The sequence below is a fragment of the Nitrospirillum guanabarense genome, assembly GCF_034653355.1.
Classification (GTDB): Bacteria; Pseudomonadota; Alphaproteobacteria; order Azospirillales; family Azospirillaceae; genus Nitrospirillum.
This window is the reverse complement of record NZ_JAYEER010000004.1, coordinates 1,809,183-1,829,699: the sequence shown is the minus strand read 5'-3', so window position 1 is coordinate 1,829,699 and position 20,517 is coordinate 1,809,183. Positions and strand designations below refer to the sequence as shown.

Genomic DNA, 20,517 nt, shown 5'->3' with positions numbered 1-20,517 from the left:
CGGGGCGCCCTTCTTGTTTGGGGTGATGTCGATCAGATCTTGGCGGGGCAGGCGGCGTCGAAGGGGCGTAGCCGTTCCTCCGTCATGGGGTGGGTCGTCAGCCAGCTGGGAATGTGGCCGGCAATGGCGGAGGCCTGCTTCACCTCCGGGCTGTCGACGATCTTGCGCAGGGCCCGGGCGAAGGCGCAGGGGCTGCGCGACGGATCGTGAGACAGCCACGCCAGGGCGTCGGCGTCGGCCTCCGCCTCGAATTCGCGGGTGAAGCGCAGGTTCAGCAACAGCACGGGCGCCCCCACCAGGAAATGGCCAGCGGTGCTGGCGTCGCCCACGGCCACGGCGGCCAGCACGGACAGGCCGCTGGCGCGCAAGGCCAGGCGCAGGCCGTGGCGGTGGCGCACGTGTCCCACCTCATGCGCCAGCACGGCCGCCACCTCCTCATCGTCCAGAATCTTCAGCAGCTGGTCGGTGACGATGATATCGCCGCCGGGCAGGGCGAAGGCGTTGGGGCCGACCAGAGGACTGTTCAGGAAATGCAGGCGGTAGGCCTCGCCATCCTGCGCCCCCACCATGTTGGCCAGGATGCCGGCCAACCGCTTCTGGCGGGCGGGGTCGACGGTCGTCCGCTCCTTCTCATTCTGAAAAATCAGGCTTAGCCCGGCGTCGGTCAGCTTGCGCTCCACCCAGGGCGGGGTGTGCGCCGCCGCCAGGTCGGCGGCCCGGGGCACGCCCCAATACCAGGTGGCGGCCCCCAGGCCCAGCAGCACGGGCACGCTGGCCAGCGCCAGGCGCCACGACCCCTCCAGCCGGGACAGCAGGCCGGGTTTGTGGCCCAGCGCCGCCGCCAGCGGGCCGCCGCCGATGACCTCCAGCGTGTCGCCGTTGGCGAAGTCGAACCGCCAATAGTCGCCGCCGATGGGTGGCACAATGGTCAGGGTGTGCCGGGGCACCGTGCGCGCCCCATGCTCGTCCGTGCCGGACAGGACCAGACCCTGGGGGCCGGCGCGCACGGTGACCGTCTCCGCCCGTGACAGGCCGGCACGGTACAGCCGGCCCGTCCCGGTGGCGTGTGGGGCGTCGGTCGTCAAAAGCCGATCCCGACGTCGATGTCGAAGAAGGCCGCCGCCTGGTCGCCAAAAGCGCCGGCCTCGCTCTGCGCACCGGCGACGAAGCTGTCCAGGCCCGTCGGGGCGTGGACCGTCAGGTGTTCCAGCACATAGCGGGCAGTGCGGCAGCGGACCCAGGGGTAGGCGAACCCCAGGGTGAAGAGCAGCAGCAGGCCGTTGCTGACGTACAGCCACAGCACCGGGCCCAGTTGCCAGCCGGCAGACAGGGTGACGTCCGCCAGGGACAGGCGCTGCACCACCGTCTTGGCCAGCCACAGGGCGACCAGGAGGGTCACCAGCAAAAGCCCAGCGTACAGCACCAACATCAGGAAGGGGGCCATCTGCGCGCTGGCCGGCGCCGGCCGGTGATTGGCCACCGCGTCCATCAAGGGATAGAGCATGGCGAACGCCGCGGCGGCGAACGCCAGCAGAGCCGCGGCCAGAATGAGGCTCAGCAGATAGAAGCGACCCACGGCAGGCGCCATGCGCAGCGGCGTGGCGCCGTAGCGGCTGTTGTCCACCATCCAACGGTACTGCTGATGCAGGACGTAGGGATAAAGCAGGCCCAGTGTCAGCCCGCCCAGGATGGGCAGGCCCAGGAAGTTGATGTAGGCCCCGCTCATGACGCCCGCTTCGTGCGAGAAGCTGAAGCGCACGCCCCGGTAAGAGGTGACGCGCAGGCGAAAGCGCAGCGCCTTGACGATGATCCAAGGGCCCGCCACCAGCAGGACGGGGACGTACACCAGCGCGTAGGGCGACTGGATCTTGGCCAGGATGGCGTAGGGCACGAACAGGACCAGGACGATGATGCGCCCGATCAGGATGGACAGCGGGCGGGCATGATAGCCGAATCGGGCGCCCGCCAGCTCCGTCGCCTCATGGAAATAGCGCTGGCTGCGCACCTTGGCCCAGGGCGAATAGATGCCCAGGGTGACGATGGTCAGCAGCAGGTTCACGATCCAGATCGGAAAATACTCACGGCCCGTGCCGTGGAAACGGAAGGCGTGCGAACCACCATGCGCCGGGCTGTCCGCGGCGTTGGACACATCGACAGAGTCAGGCATTGTTCCCCCATGCGATAGCGCGGCCTGTTCCCCGGTAGGGCCGCGTCATTACTGTAGCTGAAATTTCGGCAAACGATACACGCAATGGATGCGATGTTGCGGATTTGGCAATTCGTCAAGGATGGGCGGCATGGGCGTGGTGACGGCGGCGGCGGTTCTGGCCTTCTGGTTCGGGGAACTGACGCCGGACGATTGGTTCAGCGGCGGGGCGGACATCGACGCGCGCATTCGTGACCGGCTGGCCGATAGCTATCATGCCGCGGCCGAAGGGGCGCTGGACGCCTGGGCCGATACCTCGGACGGGGCGCTGGCCCTGCTGATCCTGCTGGACCAGGTGCCGCGCAACCTGTTCCGGGGCGACGCCCTGGCCTTCGCCACCGACGCGCGGGCGCAGGAATTGGCCACCCGGGCGGTGGCCCGCGCACAGGACCTGGAACAGCCGGTGGACCGGCGCCTGTTCTTCTACCTGCCGTTCGAGCACGCGGAGGAGATTGTGCTGCAGGACTGCTGCGTCGCCCTGGTGGCGGAGCGCATCGGCGCCGGCCATCACCTGGACTATGCCGAACGCCACCGCGAGGTCATCCGCCGCTTCGGCCGCTTCCCCCATCGCAACGGCATCCTGGGCCGCGCCAGCACGGCGGCGGAGCGGGAGTACCTGGACCAACCGGGGGCGGGTTTCTAACGGCAGGATTCTGGCGGCGGGCCTGTCGCCCCGGCCGATGGCCGCACCCCAAAGAGGGTGCTACCCCCGCCGATGGATCGCCGCTACCATATTGAACGGTCTGGATATTCATCGCGGGGAGCGGGACATGACCACACACGCCAAGGCGGCCAATAGGGCTGGTTTACTGCTGGGATTGGCCATGGGGCTCATGCTGGCCGGGGTCACCCCGTCATGGGCGGCCCCCTCGCCTGAGCAGGTGAAGAAGGCGGTGGACGCGGGTGACCTGCCGGCCGCCGAGCACATGCTGCGCGAGGTGGTGCGGGAGCATGGCGACAGCGCCCGCGCCCATTACGACCTGGGAGAGGTGCTGGGCCTGGAAGGCCGGCATCAGGACGCGGTGGGCGAGCTGGAGCTGGCGCGCAAGATCGACCCCAGCCTGCACTTTGCCCGCAGCCCCGAAACCTTCCAGCAGCACCTGGCGCGCGAGCAATCCTTCCTGAAGCCGGCCGTCCAGGCGGCCCCGGCCCAGCCCGCGCCGCCAACCCACACCGCCGTGCAGGCCGCACCGCCCCCGCGCGCGGAGGGAGACAGCGGCCTGACCGTCATCCTGGTCGTGGGCGGCCTGCTGTTGGCCGCCCTGGCCATTTACCTGGTCTTTCGACGGGCCAGTCCCGCTTACGGCGGCGGCTATCGTCCCGCCCCCGCCGGTCCGGTGCCGCCGCCCTATCCGCCGGCCTATGGCCAGCCCGGCTACGCCCCGGTGGTGGTGCAGGAGCCGGGCCTGGGCACCGGCTTCCTTACCGGCGTGCTGGCAGGCGAACTGATGGCCGGTGGTGGCCATCGCGACACCGTGGTGCACGAGACGGTGATCAACAACGTCACTGAGAACCGGGTGTACGGGAACGACCGCCGCCCTGATCCGGATTACGATTCCGGCAGCAGCTCATCGTCCAACGACGGCTGGGGCGGCTCGTCCGACGGCGGGTCTTCGTCCAGCAGTTTCGACAGCGGCAGCTCCGGCGGCGACAACAGCAGCTGGTGATCTGGCGACACCTAGGCGTCCACAGGCTGCGACCGCCCGCCGTTTGAGGGCTTAAAAGAAAGCCGCCGCATAGGCCGGGTCGTACTGCATGGCGCCGACCCGGTTGCCTTCCGTATCATGCAGATAGATCAGGCGGCCCACCCCGTCGATGGTGTAGGGCTGCATGACGATGGTGCCGCCGTTGGCGGTGACCTTGGCCATGATGGCGTCCAGATCGTCCACACCCACGGTGCATTCGAAGCCCTTCATGCCCGTGCCGGTGACGGGCTCGTGCCGCTGCTGCAGCGCGCCGCCCACGTGTTTCTCGCCTTCGGCCCCGGTCTGGATCAGGTAGAAGCCCGGCGGCCCCCAGGGAGTGATGCGCCAATCGAACACCGCTTCATAGAACGCCTTGGCGCGCTCCACATCCTCGGCATGGATGGCGAAGAAGCGCAGGTGGTTGGCCATGATGACCTCCGTGGTTGGGGGGCGTGATGGGGAATGACCGGATGATGCCGTATCGGCCTGTGGCCGTCTTGCGCTAGGATGACGATCTTTGTCGCAAAGGCGCCAAGATGGCCGACCCTTTCCTCATCCGCAGCTTGGCGCTGACCTTCAGCGACGGCCACCGGCTGCACAGTCACAAGCACGAGTGGGGGCAACTGCTGTACGCCGCGCGCGGCGTCATGCGGGTGGTGGCGGATGGGGTTGCCTGGCTGGTGCCGCCCGCTCAGGCGGTATGGCTGCCGCCGGGCGCGCCGCACACGGTGGAGATGCGGGGCGGGGTCGCCATGCGCACCCTCTACATCGCCCCGGTGCTGGCCGCCGCAACGGGCGCCATGCCCGCCGGCTGCCAGGTGCTGGGCGTGGCGCCGCTGCTGCGCGAGCTGATCCTGCATGTGGTGGCGGTGGGCATGCTGCGGGCCGACAAGGTGGACCAGGCGCGGCTGGCCGGTGTGTTGATGGACCGTCTGGCGGCGGCGGAGCGGCTGCCCCTGTCGCTTCTCTGGCCGCGCGACCGCCGCGCCCTGGCCTTGGCCGAGCGCCTGCGCCAGGACCCGGCGGACGAGTTGGACCTGGAGGCGTTGGGCGCCGCCGTGGGCGCCAGCGCCCGCACCCTGCAGCGCCTGTTCAAGGAGGAGACGGGCTTGCGCTTCGGCGAGTGGCGCCAGCAGCTGCGCCTGCTGCACGCGGCCAGCCTGCTGGGTACCGGCCTGTCGGTGACGCAAGCCGGGCTGGAGGCCGGCTACAGCAGCACCAGCGCCTTCGTCAGCGCCTTCCGCCGCCGCCTGGGCGTGACGCCGGCGCGCTACCGGGCGCCCATCTCCGCCTCATAGTGGGCCCTCATAAAGTCGATGAAGGCGCGCAGCGGCGCCGGCACGTGACGGCGGCTGGGGTAGTAGAGATAGGGGCCGGGGAAGGGGGGCAGCCAGTCCTGCAGCGCCGGCACCAGCCGCCCGGCGGCCAGCGAAGGTGCCAGGAAGCCTTCGAAGGTGCAGAACCAGCCCAGGCCCGCTTCCGCCGCGCTGATGGCGATATGCACGCCATTTCCCACCAGGCGGCCATCGGGCTGGATGCGCACCACCTCGTCCCCCCGCTCGAACTCCCAGGGCTGCACGGCGCTGTCGGCGAAGCGGTGGCGCAGGCAGGGTCGCCCGATGAGGTCGTGTGGATGGCCGGGCAGGCCCTCGCGCGCGATCAGCTCCGGCGAAGCCGCCAGCACATAACGCTGCGGCGGGCTGATGGGCACGGCCACCACGTCCTGGGCCAGGGCCTCGCCATAGCGGATGCCGGCGTCGAAGCCCTGGGCGAAGACATCGACGAAGGCGTTGTTCTCGATGATCTCCAGCGTGATGCCGGGGTAGGCCGCCAGGAAGCGCGGCACCAGGGGGGCCAGGATCAGCCAGGACACGACGATGGGAACGTTCAGACGCAGCAGGCCGGTGGGCGTGTCGCGAAAGCTGTTCACCTCGTCCAGCGATTCCGCCACCTCGCTGAACACCGGCGCCAGCCGTGCCACCAGGCGCTGTCCGGCCTCCGTGGGCGTGACGCTGCGGGTGGTGCGGTTCAGCAGGCGTACGCCCAGATCCTCCTCCAGCCGCTTCAGCGCCAAGCTGAGGGTGCTGGGCGCCACGCCCCGTTCCTTGGCGGCGCGGCGGAAACTGCGGTGGCGGGCCACTGCCAGGAAAAGGTCCAGGTCGGCGAGATTGGGGGCGGACATGAGGCACCATTGTTCGAAATATCGAACAGCGCATTGATGATTGCCCAGATTATCACGCGATGCCTTCGGCGGCATAGTCCACCTCACCAACGGCCTGACGCCGTTACCAAGCCTCCCGCCACTTGAGGAAAAAACGATGCTGCAGCGTATGTTAGGCGCCAAAGGTCCCGCCACCTCCGCCCTGGGCCTGGGCTGCATGGGCATGTCCGACATGTACGGCCCCAGCGACCGGGCCGAGAGCATCGCCACCCTGCACGCGGCGGCGGATGCCGGCGTGGTCCTGCTGGATACCGGCGACTTCTACGGCATGGGCCATAACGAAATGCTGATCGGCGACGCGCTGGCCGATGCCGGGTTCACCCGGGCCCACAAGCGGGACGATGTGCAGATCAGCGTGAAGTTCGGGGCCCAGCGCGACCCGGCCGGCAACTGGATCGGCTTTGACGCCCGGCCGTCGGCGGTGAAGACCGCGCTGTCCTACACCCTGCGGCGCCTGCGGGTGGACCATATCGACATCTACCGTCCCGCCCGCCTGGACCCCAATGTGCCCATCGAGGACACGGTGGGCGCCATCGCCGACCTGGTGAAGGCCGGCTATGTCCGCCACATCGGCCTCTCCGAGGTGGGGTCGGACACCCTGCGCCGGGCGGCGGCCGTGCACCCCATCGTCGACCTGCAGATCGAATACTCACTGATCTCGCGCGGGTTGGAGCGGGACATCCTGCCCACCTGCCGGGAACTGGGCATCGGCATCACCGCCTATGGCGTGCTGTCGCGTGGCTTGATCAGCGGGCATTGGACAAAAGACAAGGGCAAGGGTGCGGATTTTCGGGCCCATAGCCCCCGCTTCCAGGGCGACAACCTGGACCACAACCTGACGCTGGTGGAGGAACTACGGCGGGTGGCGGCGGAAAAGGGCGTCACCGTCGCCCAGATCGCCATCGCCTGGGTGCTGGCCCAGGGCCAGGACATCGTTCCCCTGATCGGCGCCCGCCGCCTCGACCGGCTGGCGGAATCGCTGGGCGCCCTGGATGTGACCCTCACACCCGACGACCTGGTTGCCATCGAGCGGGCGGTGCCCAAGGATAGCGCCGCCGGCGACCGCTACAATGCCCACGCCATGGCCTCGCTGGACAGCGAACGTCAAGGTTGAGACGGAAGCGATGTCGCGGAAGGGCGGAAGGCGCTGGAGTGGGAGAACCGGGAACTGGGCGAAGTGAATGAAATCCTGCGCAAGGCGAGCGCGTATTTTGCGGCGGCGGACCTCGACCGCCGGTTCAAGCCATGATCGCCTTCATCGATGAGCATCGGGGTGTGCACGAGGTCGAGCCGATCTGTTGGGTGTTGCCGATCGCCCCGTCCACCTACCACCGGCATGCGTCGCGGCGTTCCGGCCCGAACCGCCTGCGGGCGCGGGCCCAGCGGATGTGGCGTTGAAGGTCGCGGTACGGGCGGGCGTTCGACGAGAACTTCGCCGTCTATGGCGTGCGCAAGGTCTGGCACCAGCTCAAGCGGGAGGGCCACGCCGTCGCGCGCTGCGCGGTTGCCCGGCTGATGCGGGGCATGGGTTTGCGGGGCGTGGTCCGGGGCAAGCCAGTGAAGACGACGGTGAGCGACAAGGCGGCGCCCTGTCCGCTGGACCACGTCAATCGGCAGTTCCATGCGCCCCGGCCGAACATGCTGTGGCTGTCGGGCTTCACCTACGTCGCCACCTGGCAGGGCCACGTCTACGTGATGCTCAATACGTCAGCATCGAGCACACCGAGCGCCTGGCCGACGCCGGGATCGAGCCCCCGGTCGGCAGCATCGGCGACAGCTACGAGCCCGCAGGACCAGCGCGGCTACAACGCCTTGACGGAGACCATCAATGGCCTCTACAAGGCCGAGGTGATCCATCGGCGTGGGCTGTGGCGATCCTTCGGGGCTGTCGAGTACGCTACTCTGGAATGGGTGGGTTGGTTCAACCACCGGCGGATTTTGGGACCCATCGGCAACATTCCCCCAGCCGAGGCGCGCTTCCACGCTATGACGGACAATCCGGCATTGGCCGCCTGACTCAAACCAAACGGCCTCCGACAATCCCGGCGCCGATGCCGGGGAAGGGCATCCACGCCATCAGTTCAGGACACTTAGTCCCCGTGATTCTTACCGTCGAAATATTTCAATGATTTAATCTCGCTGGCCTTTGCAATAAAATTGCAAAGCGGCAAGTGATAAATTATTCTCGTTTCTAGAATGATCCTTGAGAATCAATGCTTAAGGCTTGCGGAGAACGGGTTGGGGGTGCTGGTGCCATATCTTTCTGCCATTAAGTTTGCCATTAAGCAGGCGCCCATTCTGGGAAGGGTGGTTATTGAGCGGGACGACCTGCGGGTCGCGGTCGCCGATGCCGCTTCGGAGGTGGCGAAGCTGCATCGGCATCTTGAGAGCGTGATTGGGGAATGTAACGACCTGCGGGCTGAACAGGACAGGCTGCGGGCCACCGCCGCCGATGCCGCCTCGAAGGTTGCCGATCTGCAACGGCATCTTGATGGCGTGAGGGCGGAGCGTGACCGCTTGCGGGAAGAGCTTGGGAAAACGGCGCACAATCTTCAGCTCCCCAGTGGAGAGCATGATGGCATTCAACGCGACACCAGTCGGTTGATGCTGTTGAAGCCGACATTCACGGCGCGGAACCGCGCGGAATTCTTCGATGGCATGACGAACGCCGATTTTTCCGCCTCTGACCGGGTGGAAGCCGAGGTGATTGCCCAGGGAGAGGTTGGACAGGTTTTCACCAGGCATTTTTGTCTGTGCTGCGGCCAGACGGTGGAAATGCTGACCGACTATCAATACGCCTTCGAGGTTGACGGCAGGAAAATCCCGAACTGGCGCGAACGGGTTGTGTGCCCGCACTGTGGAATGAACAACCGCCAGCGCCTGACCGCGCAGTTGGTGCATCAGCACGTTGAACAGTATGGTTGCTCAACCCTCTATTTCATGGAGCAGGTGACGCCCATCTTTGCTTGGACCCGGTCTCGGTATCCTGACCTCACCGTGCACGGCAGCGAGTATCTGGGATTTGAATATGTGGGCGGTACCATGGTGAACGGCATCCGCCACGAAGATGTGATGGACCTGTCCTTCCCGTCGGATTCGATCGATTTGATCGTCAGCAACGACGTGTTTGAGCACGTGCCGAATTACCGCAGGGCGCTGGCCGAATGCGCGCGGGTGTTGCGCCCGAACGGTCATCTCCTGGCAACCATCCCCTTCTCCACGCATGAGGATCAGTCCCAGGTTCGGGCGGAGATCAGGGACAACGCCCTGAACCTGCTTCTGCCGGCGCAATACCATGGCAACCCGCTATCGGCCGACGGCTGCTTGGTTTTTCACGATTTTGGCTGGGACATGCTAAATCACTTCACAGAAGCGGGTTTCGCATCCGTGAAGTGCGAAGTTTATACCGACGCTCAATACGGGCACCTGGGGCGGGGCCAGATCGTCTTCAAGGCGGCTATGACCGGCGTCTGAGGACCGGATTTGTCCAGGAAAAGATGGCGCAATTGGGAAAGGGGCGGCTGAGCTGAAGCGCAGCCGCCCCTTTCGGTTCTTAGGCGATGAGTATCGTCACACGTTGAACCGGAAATGGAAGATGTCGCCGTCGTGGACGACGTATTCCTTGCCTTCGATGCGCAGCTTGCCGGCATCCTTGGCGCCGGCTTCGCCGCCCAGGGCGACGTAGCTGTCGAAGTCCACCGTCTCGGCCTTGATGAAGCCGCGCTCGAAGTCGGTGTGGATGACGCCGGCGGCCTCGGGGGCCTTGGCGCCCCGGCGCACGGTCCAGGCACGCGCTTCCTTCGGGCCGACGGTGAAGAAGGTCAGCAGGTTCAAGAGGCCGTACCCGGCGCGGATCAGGCGGTTCAGGCCCGGCTCCTCCAGCCCCAGGGAGGACAGGTACTCGGCCTTGTCCTCATCGCTCAGCTGGGCCAGTTCCGACTCGATGGCGGCGGAGATGACGACGGACACGGCACCCTGGGCCTTGGCCATCTCGGCCACCCGGGCCGACAGGCTGTTGCCGGTGGCGGCCGATGCCTCCTCCACGTTGCAGACGTACAGCACCGGCTTGGCGGTCAGCAGCTGCAGCTGGCGCCAGTAGGGGCGGTCCTCATCCGACACCTGGACCACGCGGGCCGGCTTGCCGTCGCGCAGCACGACCAGCGCCTGCTCGATCAGGTCGGCGAAAATCTTGGATTCCTTGTCGCCGCCCTTGGCCTTCTTCTGCAAGGCGGGCAGGCGCTTTTCCAGGCTGTCCATGTCGGCCAGCATCAGCTCGGTCTCCACCGTCTCCGCGTCGCGGGTGGGATGGATGGAGCCTTCCACATGGGTGATGTCGTCATCCTCGAAGCAGCGCAGCACGTGGACGATGGCGTCCACCTCGCGGATGTTGGCCAGGAACTGGTTGCCCAGGCCTTCACCCTTGGAGGCGCCACGCACCAATCCCGCGATGTCCACGAACTCCAGCTGGGTGGGGACGGTCTTCTGCGACTTGGCGATGGCCGCCAGCTTGTCCAGGCGCGGGTCGGGCACGCCGACGCGGCCCACATTGGGCTCGATGGTGCAGAAGGGGTAGTTGGCCGCTTCCGCCGCCGCCGTGCTGGTCAGCGCGTTGAACAGGGTCGACTTGCCGACGTTGGGCAGGCCGACGATGCCGCAATTGAATCCCATGGGAATACTCTAGGTCTAAGGGCCGCTTTGGCCGCGTTTATCGGGCAAAGGCGGCCGGATTGCAAACCGCCGTTACGCAGGTCCGCCATTAGGCCGGGTGACCCGACCCTGGCGTCCAGTCCGGTGGCGCCATCTCGAAGGCCTGGAACTCGAAGGCTGGGGCCACGGTGCAGCCCACCAGGGTCCAGTCGCCCAAGGACTCCGCCGCCTGCCACTGGCCCGCCGGCACCACGCCCTGGGGCCGCTGGCCGGCGGCGAGATCCGCGCCCAGGATCAGGTGGGTGGCGGTGACGCCATTGGCTGACAGGGACAGGCGCAGGGGCGCCCCGGCATGCCAGTGCCACACCTCGTCCGCGTCGCGCACCCGGTGCCAATGCGACCGTTCCCCCGCCTTCAACAGGAAGTAGATGGCGGTCGATGCGCCCCGGCCGCCGCCGCCGGCCGCATGGCGATACGTTTCCACATAGTGTCCGCCCTCGGGATGGGGTTGCAGGCCCAGCAGGCCGATGATGGTTTCCGCGTCCATGACGGTTCAGCCCCGGGGCGGCATGGTCAGGCGGAAGCTCTCGCGGTCGCTGGCCTGGGCGAACCAGACCGCCAGCTTGGGTGCCTGCTGGCGCCAGCGGTCGCACTCCCACCGCAGGTCCAGGTAGGCCAGCGCGATCATGACCGACAGGGTGCCGATGGTCAGGCCCCTCAGCTGCTCGGCCTCGGCCTCCAGCAGATCGACGGCGCGGGTCATGGCCTGCCGCTGACGGTCCGTCCAGTTGGCCGAGCGCAGGTTCTCCGGCCGCAGACCCTCCATGCGGCGCAGGATGGCGGCGTCGCATATGCCGTCGGCGATGGCCTGCTGGCGCAGGGCCCGCCAGCGCTCCGGCCCGGCGGCGGGGAACAGGGGCTGGCCCAGGGTGCCCTGGCTGTCCAGGTATTCGGCGATGACCGGGCTGTCGAACAGGGCCAGGCCGTCGTCGGTCACCAGGGTGGGGATCTTGCCCAGTGGGTTCAGGGTGGGCACCACCGTCTCCGGCGACCAGACGTCGGTGGGCGAGAGTTCGATCCGGGAAACCAGGCCCCGCTCATGGGCGACCATCAGCGCCTTGCGCACGAAGGGGGAGGTCTGGCTGTAGAAAAGCTTCATCGGATTCAGGCTTTCGGGAGAGGCTGGAGCACAGGGGTGCTTTACCCCCGGAAATTGTCTTTCCGGCGGCGGATTTCGGCGAAGACGGCCACCGGGTCCTGACCGCCCAGGCCCACGGCGGCGGCCAGCGCGGGCAGGTCGGCGCGCAGGAAGGGGTTGGTCGCCCGCTCCACGGCGATGGTGGTCGGCAGGGTGGGTCGGTCGTCGGCACGCAGGGCCGTGACCTCCTTCACGCGGGCCGCCAGGTCGGCGTTGTCCGGCTCCAGCGTCAGGGCGAAACGGCCGTTGCCGGCGGTGTACTCGTGGCCGCAATAGACGGCGGTCTCCGCCGGCAGGGCGCGCAGGCGGGTGAGGGAGTGCCACATCTGGTCCGGCGTGCCCTCGAACAGGCGCCCGCAGCCCATGGAGAACAGGGTATCGCCGGAGAACAGCACGGCATCCTCCGCCCCATGGAAGGCGATGTGGCCCCGCGTGTGGCCGGGCACGTCGATGCCGGTGAAAGGGCAGTCGCCGAGGGTGAAGCTCTCGCCGTCGGCGACGGCGCGATCGATGCCGGGAATGCGGTCACGATCGGCGGCGGGCCCCACGATGGCGGCGCCGTAACGGGCCTTCAGCTCCAGATTGCCGCCGACATGGTCGCCATGGTGGTGGGTGTTGACGATCAGGTCCAGGGCCCAGCCGCGCCGTTCCAGCGCCGCCACCACGGGGGCGGCCTCCGCCGGGTCGACGACGGCGACCTTGGCCGTGGCGGCGCAGCGCAGCAGGTGGATGTAATTGTCGCTGAGCGCCGGAATAAGGAACACGTCGAGGCGCCGGGGGGTGGCATGGGCGGGGGATGCGGGCGGGATCATGGCGGCAAACCTATCGCAGCGGCGGGGGTAATGCTAATGGTTGGGACCAGCATCGCTTGACAGCGGCCCGATCTCCGGGATTGCCTTAAAGCGGGGCGTTGACCAACCATAACCGAATAAAAACGGCTTATGAGCGATCTGCTGACGGCGGTGGCGATCTTTATGATGGTGGCGGGGCTGTCCTACCTCGCCGCCCTGGCCATTTCGCATCTGGTGGAACAGCATCTGCACATGAGCGAGGGGGTGGACCGGGTGGATGAGCGCTTCCAGGAGGCCAACATCCTGTTCCGCAGGTTCGAGGACCGGGGCGGCAAGATCATGCCGCGCGTGGCCCGCCTGGACAATGAGCTGAAATCCGCCCGCCGGCAGAACTATATGTCCACCCGTCGCGTGGCGGATCTCGAGGCCAAGCGGGACCAGCTGATCCGCGTGCTGGGGGAGGAGGACGCCTTCACCCGCCCCGGCCGGCCGGCCCGGCACTTCGTGGCGGCCGTCATCAACCGCCATGTGCAGCGCGCCGTGATGGAGCAGAAGGAGGTCATGGGCCTGTCGCGCAGCTGGGCGCGCACCCAGAACGTCCACGCCTGGGCGCCCAATGCCAGCGACGCCAAGACCCTGGTGGAAAGCTACTACCCCCATTCCATGGGTTTCCACATCATCGAGATTCGCGAGCCCTCGCAAGACAGCCCGGGAGATCATGGCCCGGGCATGGATGAAGGCGATGTTCATCTGGCGGAGACCGACGTCTCCACCCCGCAGGGCTGAGGACGTCATGGCCCTCAGCTTCTCTTTGCTGTTCGGCATCGCCGCCGGCTTGACCGCCGCCGGCCAGGTCGCCAGCTCCACCGCCCGGCGCATCCGCCGCATGCGCCGCGACACCCGCGCCCGCCGCCGCCAGGTGGACGAGCTGTTCCAGGCGGTGCGGGACAAGGCCAGGCTGACCCTGGATCTGAAGCGCGAAGAGCGCAAGATGACGGCGGAGCTGGAGGAATTGCGCAGCAGCGTCACCCAGCATGACCGCTTGGCCGAGGCGCGCCGTGCGGACGAGGCGCTGCTGTACGTCTATGACGAGCGCCGCATGCCCAACGACAGCGGCTTCACCGTCACCATCAGCCATTCCAGTTTCCAGACACTGTCGCGCGGCGCGCCGGAGATGGTGGTGTCGTCCTGGCGCATGGGGCGGCGCTATCTGGTTTGGGCGTCCAGCGCCAAGCTGGCCGTGTCCAAGACCCTGCAGCGCTTTCCGCCCGAGCGCGGCTATGTGGTCAAGGGTGGTGAGCCCTATCCTTCGGATCCTGAGGAATTGTAGGGGTTGGGGGGCGCCGCCGTCGGTGGCCTGGGCGCTTGTTCAAGGCCAGGCCGGCGCATGGCGACGCAGGGCATTTGGCGTCAATCGCCCCGTCATGGTCCCAGCGCTGCCCGGCTTCCGCCGCAATCCCGGTGTTGAATAGCACCATCGCCGGACGCCTTCCCCCGAAGGGCGACTGCCAATGGGGGTAGGGTGCCGGACGGATGTTCCTCGCTCGGGGTCAGCGTGTCGCCATGTTGCTCAAGACTGTCTTTCTGCCCCTGACGGCCGCGGGCTTCGGCGCCGCCGCCGGCCTGTGGGACCTGACCTCCGCCAGTCTGGACGGCACCCTGGTGATGCTGGCCGTCGCCGGCTTCCTGCTGGCCGTGGCGGCGCCCCGGCAATGGGGCGTCTGGGTCCTGGTCATCGGTTCCGGCGTGCTGTTGGCCCATCTGGTCACGCCCGCCCGGCCCGGGATGCTGTTCGACCTGACGGTGGTCTCCGGCCTGGTGGCCGCCGCCGTCTCCCTGCTGCCGGCGGCGGTGGGCGCCGTCGCGGCCCTGGCCGTGCTGTGGGTCCTGCGGCCCAACCGGCCGATGCGGACCTGTGTGGCGCCGCTGGCGCAGCCCGCCAAGCCCACCCTGGCGCAACGGGGTGCCCAGGCGGCCCAGCGCGCCGCCGACCGCATGGGGCGCCTCAATGGCGGTGCCCTACGCGGCCAGCCCACCCTGGATGTGGGTGACTGACGCCCGCAGTGTGACGACTGAAGCCCAAGGTGGCGCACGGCGTCCCGCCGTCCGTCCTCCGGCTGTGCTATCCCTCTAATTTGTCCCGGCTTTTTGCGGTTTGGGACACTCCGCCCGATTGACAGCGTCATCGGCCGCCCCCTACCGTCCCGCCACTTTCGCGCCAGGCCCCGCATGGTCCTGGGCGTGCTGCCACATGAAGAACATCAGGGGTCGTTCCATGAAGATTGCCGCCGTCGCCGCCGCTCTGGTCATCGCCGTCGCGGGTACCGCCGTCGCCCAGACGGCCGGTGACCCCGTGAAGGGAGAAAAGGTGTTCCAGCGCTGCAAGGCCTGTCACAGCGCCGAGAAGGATGGCGCCGACAAGCTGGGTCCCAACCTGTGGGGTGTGGTCGGCCGCAAGTCCGCCAGCGAAGACGGCTTCAACTACTCCCCCGCCATGAAGGCCGCCAACAAGACCTGGGACGCGGCCACGCTGGATGTCTATCTGACCAAGCCGGCGGCGTTGGTGCCGGGCACCCGCATGGCGTTCCCGGGCATCCCCTCCGCCCAGGATCGCGTCGACGTCATTGCCTACCTGTCGGCCTTGAAGTAAGTGCCCTGCGGTGCCGGCCCCGCCACCAAGGGTGGGGCCGGATCGTTGCGGTCCCCCAACTGCTGCCGTCACGACACAACCGGGGATATTCGCCGCCCTGTCACTTTTGTGTCCTTGACGGCGGGGGATGCTTTCGTGGGACTCTGCCCTCGCGTCAAGAACGAGCGGGCCGCCTGAACGGCCGCCGTGAAGGGATAGAGGAAGCCCATGACCAGCCGGATGTTACGCACGACCACCGCCATGGCGGTGGCGCTGATGGCGTCTTTCGTCGGTTCCACCGCGCACGCGCAGCAATATTCCGCCGGTATCGTCTTCGGCGACAGCCTCAGCGACCCGGGCAATCTGGTGCCCCTGGGCCTGGCCCCGCCGCCGCCCTATTACAACGGCCGCTTCTCCAACGGCCCGTTGTGGGATGAGAAGGTGGGCGCGCTGATCGGTGGCGTGCCGTTCAAGAGCTACGCGTATGGCGGCGCCCGTTCCACGGCGGAACGGCCCATCGATTTTCTGAACCAGATCAACGCGTTCTTGGCGGCCAAGCCCACCATCACCAGCAGCCAGCTGTATTCCTTGTGGATCGGCGCCAACGACTACTTCCAGTACGCCACCAGCGGTTCATCGGTGGACGCGGCGACGGAGGCGGCCACCGTCGTGGGCAACATCGGCACCGGCGCCAGCAAGCTGATCGCCGCCGGCGCCCGCAATTTCCTGATCTTCAACCTGCCCAACCTGGGCAACACCCCGTCCATTTCGGCCCAGGGCGCGGATGCGTCGTTGCAGGCCAACCAGCTGACGGCCATCCACAACGCCGACGTGCTGGCCCTGACAAAAAGCCTGAATGGCACCAACGGTGCCCGGGTCATCCTGGTGGACGTGAACACCATCTTCAGCATGATCCAGGCCAACCCGTCAGCCTATGGCATCACCGACGCCACCCATTCCTGCCTCCTGGGTGGCAAGGCCACGGGCTACTGCACCCCGGCCAACATCAACACCATGCTGTTCTGGGACGACGTGCACCCCACCACCACGGGACACACCCTGCTGGCGGAATATGTGGCGGGCACCCTGACCACCGTGCTGCAGGCGCCGCAGGCGGCGGTCGCGGCCACGCAGTTGAACTTCATCGCCGATGACGGCATGACCGGTTCCGTCCGCGCCCGCCTGAACGGCATCCGTTCCGGCACCGGCGTGGCCGGCGTGGGCGGCGGCACGGGAACCGGCACTTCGACGGGCCGCGACGGCCGCGTCGGCATATTCCTCTACGGCAACTACGGTACCGGCGATCGCGATGCCATCGCCGGCCAGATGGCCTACACCTACGACAGCTACACCGGCGCCCTGGGCGTCGACTATCGGGTGTCGGACACCGTCACCACCGGCGTGGCCCTGGGCTATGGCGACAACCGCATGCGCTTCCAGGGCGGTTTCGGCAAGGATGAGCTGCACGCTTACAACCTGATGGCCTACGCCACGGCCAACATGGGCGCGTTCTACGCCGACGGCATGATCAGCTACGGCTATGACGAGTTCACCCAGATGCAGCGTCAGACCGGCTTCGCGCCGCAGCCCTGGGGCAACGCCACGCCCAACGGCAGCACCTATGGCGCCAGCCTGTCGGGCGGCTACAGCGTCACCCTGGGCAACGTGGCCCTGGGCCCAACGGCGGGCCTGCGCTACACCCGTGCCAGCATCCACAGCTACACGGAAAAGGACGCCGGCGCGCTGGCGCTGAGCGTGCCGGATTTCGACGCCGAAAGCTTCCGCGCCCAGGCGGGCGGCCAGCTGGCCATTCCCTTCGTCATGGGCGACGTGGTGGTGGCGCCGCAGATCCAGGCCGGCGTGCAGCATGAGTTCCTGAACTCTGGCCGCATCTTCCAGGCGACCCTGCCGGGTGGCCAGGTGGCGGAAACGGACGCGGGTGCCGGCAAGCGCACCTCCTACTACGGTGGCGGCGGAATCGCCATCCAGGCCAACGGCTTCAATGTGGCCGTTTCCTACCAAGGGACGTTCGACAACGGCGACCGCACCGACCATGCCGTCATGGGCCATATCCGCGTCGGCTTCTGACGCCGGGCCGACAAGAACAGCATTTGGTTGACTGGGGGCGCGGGATATTCCCGCGCCTCTTTTGTTGCTACCCTGGCGTCAACAAAAGCAACGTGAGGGAGGGAATCATCATGGCCCGTTCGCGTTTTCCTTTGGGCTTGGCCGCCTGCGTGCTGGCGGCTCCCCTGCTGGTGGGCGCCGGCCCGCTGCCCAGCCCCGGCATGCCATCGCCTGCCAATCCGGCCCAGTCCATCCTGGATGCCGACCGCGCCTTCGCCGTCAAGGCGCAGGAGGTGGGCGTGGGCGCCGCCTTCCAGGCTTATGCCGCCGATGAGGTCACCTTGCTGAACCATCCCCAGGCCAAGGTGGATCGGGCGGCCCTGGCCACGCTGTTCCCCGCCGGGCTGGAGCTGGAATGGGCCCCGGAGGATGCCGCCATCTCCTCCGACGGCACCCTGGGCTACAGCTGGGGCAAGGCCCGTTCCCGCCTCAAGAAGCCCGACGGCACGGTGGTGGAGCGCCCGCCCGTGCGCTACGTCACCGTCTGGCGCCGCGCCGGAAAGGACGCCCCCTGGCGCTTCATCTTCGACGGCGGCACCGTCGACCCGGAATGGGAGGCGGCCCAGCCCAAGGCGCAATAGCCCGCTTTGATCAGAGAAAAAGCCCCCGTCGGCGCTTGAGGCAAACGAATGACTAATGCGCCGCGAAGGTCCGCTTCTGTGCCCGCTTGACCTCGCCCTCGAACAGGCGGGGGAACAGGCGGTAGAGGGTGGCGGCGATGGCGGGCAGCAGGATGATGGCGCCCAACATGTTGGCGATGAAGACGAAGGTCAGCAACTCGCCCATGTTGGCCTGGAACTTCAGGGCGGAGAAGGACCAGGTGGCAACGCCCACCGCCAGGGTCAGCGCGGTGAACAGGATGGAGCTGCCCGTTTCCTGCAGGGTCTTGTAATAGGCCTCGGCGAAGCCCAGGCCGTGCTTCAGGTAGGACTGCAGGCGGTTGAAGATGTAGAGGCCGTAATCCACGCCGATGCCCACGCCCAGCGCGGTGACGGGCAAGGTGCTGGTCTTCAGGCCGATCTTCAGCTCGGCCATCAGCGCGTCGCACAGCACCGAGACGACCACCAGCGGCAGCACGGTGGCGATGGTGCCGACGACGGAACGGAAGGTGAGGGCGCAGAACACCAGCACGGTGCCGTAGACCCACAGCAGCATGGGCGTCTCGGCCGTGGTCACCGCCTGGTTGGTGGCGGCCATGACGCCGACATTGCCCGTGGCCAGGCGGAAGTGGATGGGGCCCTTATCCTTGGCGTCCGTGCCGTTGGCCTTGTTGTAGGTCTCCACCGCCTTGACCACGCGATCGATGGTTTCCGCCCGGTGGTCCTTGGTGAAGACCATGATGGGCATGACGGAGCAGTCGGCGTTCAACAGGCCGGTGGAGGTCTCGACGGGCGAGACGGCGCGCACCAGCACCTGGCTGTTGCGGGGCAACACCCGCCAGTTCAGGTTGCCCTCGTTCCAGCCCATGTTGACGGTCTTCATGACCTGGGGCAGCGACAGGGTGGACTGCACCCCTTCCACATTGCGGATCCGCCAGGCGAAGTCGTCCACCTGGGACGCGACGGCGTAGTCGATGCAGCCGTTGGCCGGCGCCTCGGCGATGACCTGGATGATGTCCACGCCGATGGCGAAGTGGGCGGCGATGAAGTCGGCGTCCTTGTTGTAGCGGCTGTCCGGCCACAGCTCCGGCACCCCGGCCTCGGCATCGCCGATGACGCGGCGGCCGAACTCGTGATGCGCCCAGGCGAACACGGCCAGTCCGATCATCAGGGCGGGGATGGCGCCCTTGGGCCGGGCGAAGACGGTGAAGACCTTCCACACCGCGTCGAAGCGGTCCACCTGGCCGGAGACGCGGCGCCGGTAGCTGTCGCCCAGCGGCAGGAAGGACAGGGCCACCGGCAGGATCATCAGGTGGGTGACGACGATGATGACCATGCCGACGGAGGCCGACAGCGCCAGTTCCTGGATCATCTGGATCTTGACGATGCGGATGGTCAGGAAGGCGATGGCGTCGGCCACCAGGGCGCTGGCGCCAGGCACCAGCAGACGCTGGAAGCTGATGCGGGCGGCGGAAAAGGCGTCGGCGCCCTTGCCGATCTCCTGCGTGATGGTGCCCACGTTCTGCACGCCGTGGCTGATGGCGATGGCGAACACCAGGAAGGGCACCAGGATGGACATGGGGTCCATGGCCAGGCCCATCAGCACCAGCAAGCCCAGCTGCCAGATGACGGTGACGACCGACAGGGCCAGCAGCACGGCGGTCATGCGGAAGGACCGGCCGTAGACATAGACCAGGATGGCGGTGATGACGAAGGCGACGCCGAAGAAGCCGATGACGCCCACCGTGCCGTCGGCCACGTCGCCCATGGCCTTGGCGAAGCCGATGATGTGGATGTCCACGGCGTCGTCGGCGTATTTGGCCCGGATGGCCTCCAGCTTCTTGGCCACGTCCATGTAGTTCAGCTTGGCGCCGGTGCTAGGATCGCGGTCCAGCAGCTGGATGCTGACCAGGGCGGCGGTGAAGTCCTCCGCCACCAGGCGCCCCACCTGGCCCGACTTCAGCACGTTGCCGCGCACCACATTCAGCCAGTCCGGCGTGGCCTTGAACTCCGCCGGGATGACGTTGCCGCCGCTGAACCCATCCTCCACGATCTCGATGAAGCGGACGTTGGGGGTGAAGAGGGAAGTGACGCTGGCCCGGTCCACGCCGGGAATGAAGAACACTTCGTCCGTCACCTGCTTCAGCTTGGTGAAGAACTCCGGCGTGTAGATGTCGCCCTTCCGGACGCTCAGCGCCACCATGACCCGGTTGGCCCCGCCGAATTCCTTCTGATACTGCAGGAAGGTCTTCATGTAGGGGTGTTCTTGCGGCAGCTGCTTCTCATAGGCCGTGTCCACCGCCAGGTGGCTGGCCTGCCAGGCGAAGAAGGCCGTGGCCAGCGCGAACAGCACCAGCACCACCTGCCGGTGGCGGAAGATCAGGGCGTCGAGGAAGCGGGGCAGGGACGTCATC

20 protein-coding genes, 1 pseudogene and 1 other annotated feature are annotated in these 20,517 nt (G+C 67.3%); of the genes and pseudogenes, 12 read left to right on the top strand and 9 right to left on the bottom strand.

Annotated elements, in window-relative coordinates; all coding sequences use genetic code 11:
- Nucleotides 1-32 precede the first annotated feature (32 nt).
- Together UAA55_RS26495 and UAA55_RS26490 are read right to left on the bottom strand one after the other, a co-directional pair.
- On the bottom strand, nucleotides 33-1,085 hold the full coding sequence (locus tag UAA55_RS26495; RefSeq protein WP_322956531.1) for a M48 family metallopeptidase: 1,053 nt from the start codon (nucleotides 1,083-1,085) through the stop codon (nucleotides 33-35).
- The gene (locus UAA55_RS26490; RefSeq protein ID WP_322956529.1) at nucleotides 1,082-2,167 is read right to left on the bottom strand and encodes a YjgN family protein; all 1,086 of its coding nucleotides are present in this window, start codon (nucleotides 2,165-2,167) and stop codon (nucleotides 1,082-1,084) included. The genes UAA55_RS26495 and UAA55_RS26490 overlap by 4 nt, the downstream gene beginning before the upstream one ends.
- Nucleotides 2,168-2,297: 130 nt before the next feature.
- On the opposite strand from UAA55_RS26490, the gene UAA55_RS26485 reads away from it, so the two are divergent.
- On the top strand, nucleotides 2,298-2,849 hold the full coding sequence (locus UAA55_RS26485) for a DUF924 family protein (protein WP_322956527.1): 552 nt from the start codon (nucleotides 2,298-2,300) through the stop codon (nucleotides 2,847-2,849).
- 127 nt (nucleotides 2,850-2,976) lie between these two features.
- Entirely contained in the window at nucleotides 2,977-3,873 is an 897-nt protein-coding gene (locus UAA55_RS26480) for a tetratricopeptide repeat protein (protein ID WP_322956525.1), read from the top strand.
- Between the two features lie 51 nt (nucleotides 3,874-3,924).
- Here the strand turns inward: UAA55_RS26480 and UAA55_RS26475 are convergent, their stop codons facing one another.
- Nucleotides 3,925-4,320, bottom strand: a complete 396-nt coding sequence (locus tag UAA55_RS26475) for a VOC family protein (protein WP_322956523.1) — start codon at nucleotides 4,318-4,320, stop codon at nucleotides 3,925-3,927.
- Between the two features lie 107 nt (nucleotides 4,321-4,427).
- Between UAA55_RS26475 and UAA55_RS26470 the strand changes: the two genes are divergently transcribed.
- The gene (locus UAA55_RS26470) at nucleotides 4,428-5,189 is read left to right on the top strand and encodes an AraC family transcriptional regulator (protein WP_322956521.1); all 762 of its coding nucleotides are present in this window, start codon (nucleotides 4,428-4,430) and stop codon (nucleotides 5,187-5,189) included.
- Here the strand turns inward: UAA55_RS26470 and UAA55_RS26465 are convergent.
- A complete protein-coding gene (locus UAA55_RS26465; protein WP_322956519.1) occupies nucleotides 5,162-6,073 on the bottom strand; it encodes a LysR family transcriptional regulator in 912 nt (303 codons plus the stop codon). The genes UAA55_RS26470 and UAA55_RS26465 overlap by 28 nt on opposite strands.
- A 136-nt stretch (nucleotides 6,074-6,209) precedes the next feature.
- Between UAA55_RS26465 and UAA55_RS26460 the strand changes: the two genes are divergently transcribed.
- The 3 genes and pseudogenes from UAA55_RS26460 (at nucleotide 6,210) to UAA55_RS26450 (ending at nucleotide 9,586) form a co-directional block, all read left to right on the top strand.
- On the top strand, nucleotides 6,210-7,226 hold the full coding sequence (locus UAA55_RS26460) for an aldo/keto reductase (protein WP_322956517.1): 1,017 nt from the start codon (nucleotides 6,210-6,212) through the stop codon (nucleotides 7,224-7,226).
- 27 nt (nucleotides 7,227-7,253) lie between these two features.
- Nucleotides 7,254-8,128, top strand: a pseudogene (locus tag UAA55_RS26455) (IS3 family transposase); the annotation flags it as partial.
- Nucleotides 7,316-7,432: a sequence feature (AL1L pseudoknot), on the top strand. Its footprint overlaps the pseudogene before it by 117 nt.
- A 228-nt stretch (nucleotides 8,129-8,356) precedes the next feature.
- Complete coding sequence (locus tag UAA55_RS26450) at nucleotides 8,357-9,586, top strand: methyltransferase domain-containing protein (protein ID WP_322957770.1); 1,230 nt, start codon at nucleotides 8,357-8,359, stop codon at nucleotides 9,584-9,586.
- A 96-nt stretch (nucleotides 9,587-9,682) separates the two neighbouring features.
- Here UAA55_RS26450 and ychF read toward each other — a convergent pair whose 3' ends face one another.
- From ychF to gloB, 4 genes are all read right to left on the bottom strand, one after another.
- Entirely contained in the window at nucleotides 9,683-10,780 is a 1,098-nt protein-coding gene (ychF, locus tag UAA55_RS26445; protein WP_322956515.1) for a redox-regulated ATPase YchF, read from the bottom strand.
- A gap of 88 nt (nucleotides 10,781-10,868) precedes the next feature.
- Nucleotides 10,869-11,306 carry a cupin domain-containing protein gene (locus UAA55_RS26440; protein WP_322956512.1) on the bottom strand — a complete coding sequence of 146 codons (438 nt, stop codon included), beginning with the start codon at nucleotides 11,304-11,306 and terminating at the stop codon, nucleotides 10,869-10,871.
- 6 nt (nucleotides 11,307-11,312) lie between these two features.
- Entirely contained in the window at nucleotides 11,313-11,918 is a 606-nt protein-coding gene (locus tag UAA55_RS26435) for a glutathione S-transferase N-terminal domain-containing protein (RefSeq protein ID WP_322956510.1), read from the bottom strand.
- 41 nt (nucleotides 11,919-11,959) lie between these two features.
- Entirely contained in the window at nucleotides 11,960-12,769 is an 810-nt protein-coding gene (gene gloB, locus UAA55_RS26430) for a hydroxyacylglutathione hydrolase (RefSeq protein WP_322956508.1), read from the bottom strand.
- 129 nt (nucleotides 12,770-12,898) lie between these two features.
- On the opposite strand from gloB, the gene UAA55_RS26425 reads away from it, so the two are divergent.
- From UAA55_RS26425 to UAA55_RS26400, 6 genes are all read left to right on the top strand, one after another.
- Nucleotides 12,899-13,534 (top strand): hypothetical protein, encoded by a 636-nt coding sequence (locus tag UAA55_RS26425; protein WP_322956506.1) that lies wholly within the window; start codon nucleotides 12,899-12,901, stop codon nucleotides 13,532-13,534.
- A 7-nt stretch (nucleotides 13,535-13,541) separates the two neighbouring features.
- Nucleotides 13,542-14,078, top strand: coding sequence for a hypothetical protein (locus UAA55_RS26420; RefSeq protein WP_322956504.1), 537 nt, complete (start codon nucleotides 13,542-13,544; stop codon nucleotides 14,076-14,078).
- A 233-nt stretch (nucleotides 14,079-14,311) separates the two neighbouring features.
- Entirely contained in the window at nucleotides 14,312-14,803 is a 492-nt protein-coding gene (locus UAA55_RS26415; RefSeq protein WP_322956502.1) for a hypothetical protein, read from the top strand.
- Nucleotides 14,804-15,023: 220 nt separating this feature from the next.
- The gene (locus UAA55_RS26410; protein WP_322956500.1) at nucleotides 15,024-15,398 is read left to right on the top strand and encodes a c-type cytochrome; all 375 of its coding nucleotides are present in this window, start codon (nucleotides 15,024-15,026) and stop codon (nucleotides 15,396-15,398) included.
- Between the two features lie 207 nt (nucleotides 15,399-15,605).
- The gene (locus UAA55_RS26405) at nucleotides 15,606-17,465 is read left to right on the top strand and encodes an autotransporter domain-containing protein (RefSeq protein ID WP_322956498.1); all 1,860 of its coding nucleotides are present in this window, start codon (nucleotides 15,606-15,608) and stop codon (nucleotides 17,463-17,465) included.
- A gap of 110 nt (nucleotides 17,466-17,575) precedes the next feature.
- The gene (locus UAA55_RS26400) at nucleotides 17,576-18,085 is read left to right on the top strand and encodes a hypothetical protein (RefSeq protein WP_322956496.1); all 510 of its coding nucleotides are present in this window, start codon (nucleotides 17,576-17,578) and stop codon (nucleotides 18,083-18,085) included.
- Between the two features lie 52 nt (nucleotides 18,086-18,137).
- Here the strand turns inward: UAA55_RS26400 and UAA55_RS26395 are convergent, their stop codons facing one another.
- Nucleotides 18,138-20,516 carry an efflux RND transporter permease subunit gene (locus tag UAA55_RS26395; RefSeq protein ID WP_322956493.1) on the bottom strand — a complete coding sequence of 793 codons (2,379 nt, stop codon included), beginning with the start codon at nucleotides 20,514-20,516 and terminating at the stop codon, nucleotides 18,138-18,140.
- Nucleotide 20,517: the final 1 nt, after the last annotated feature.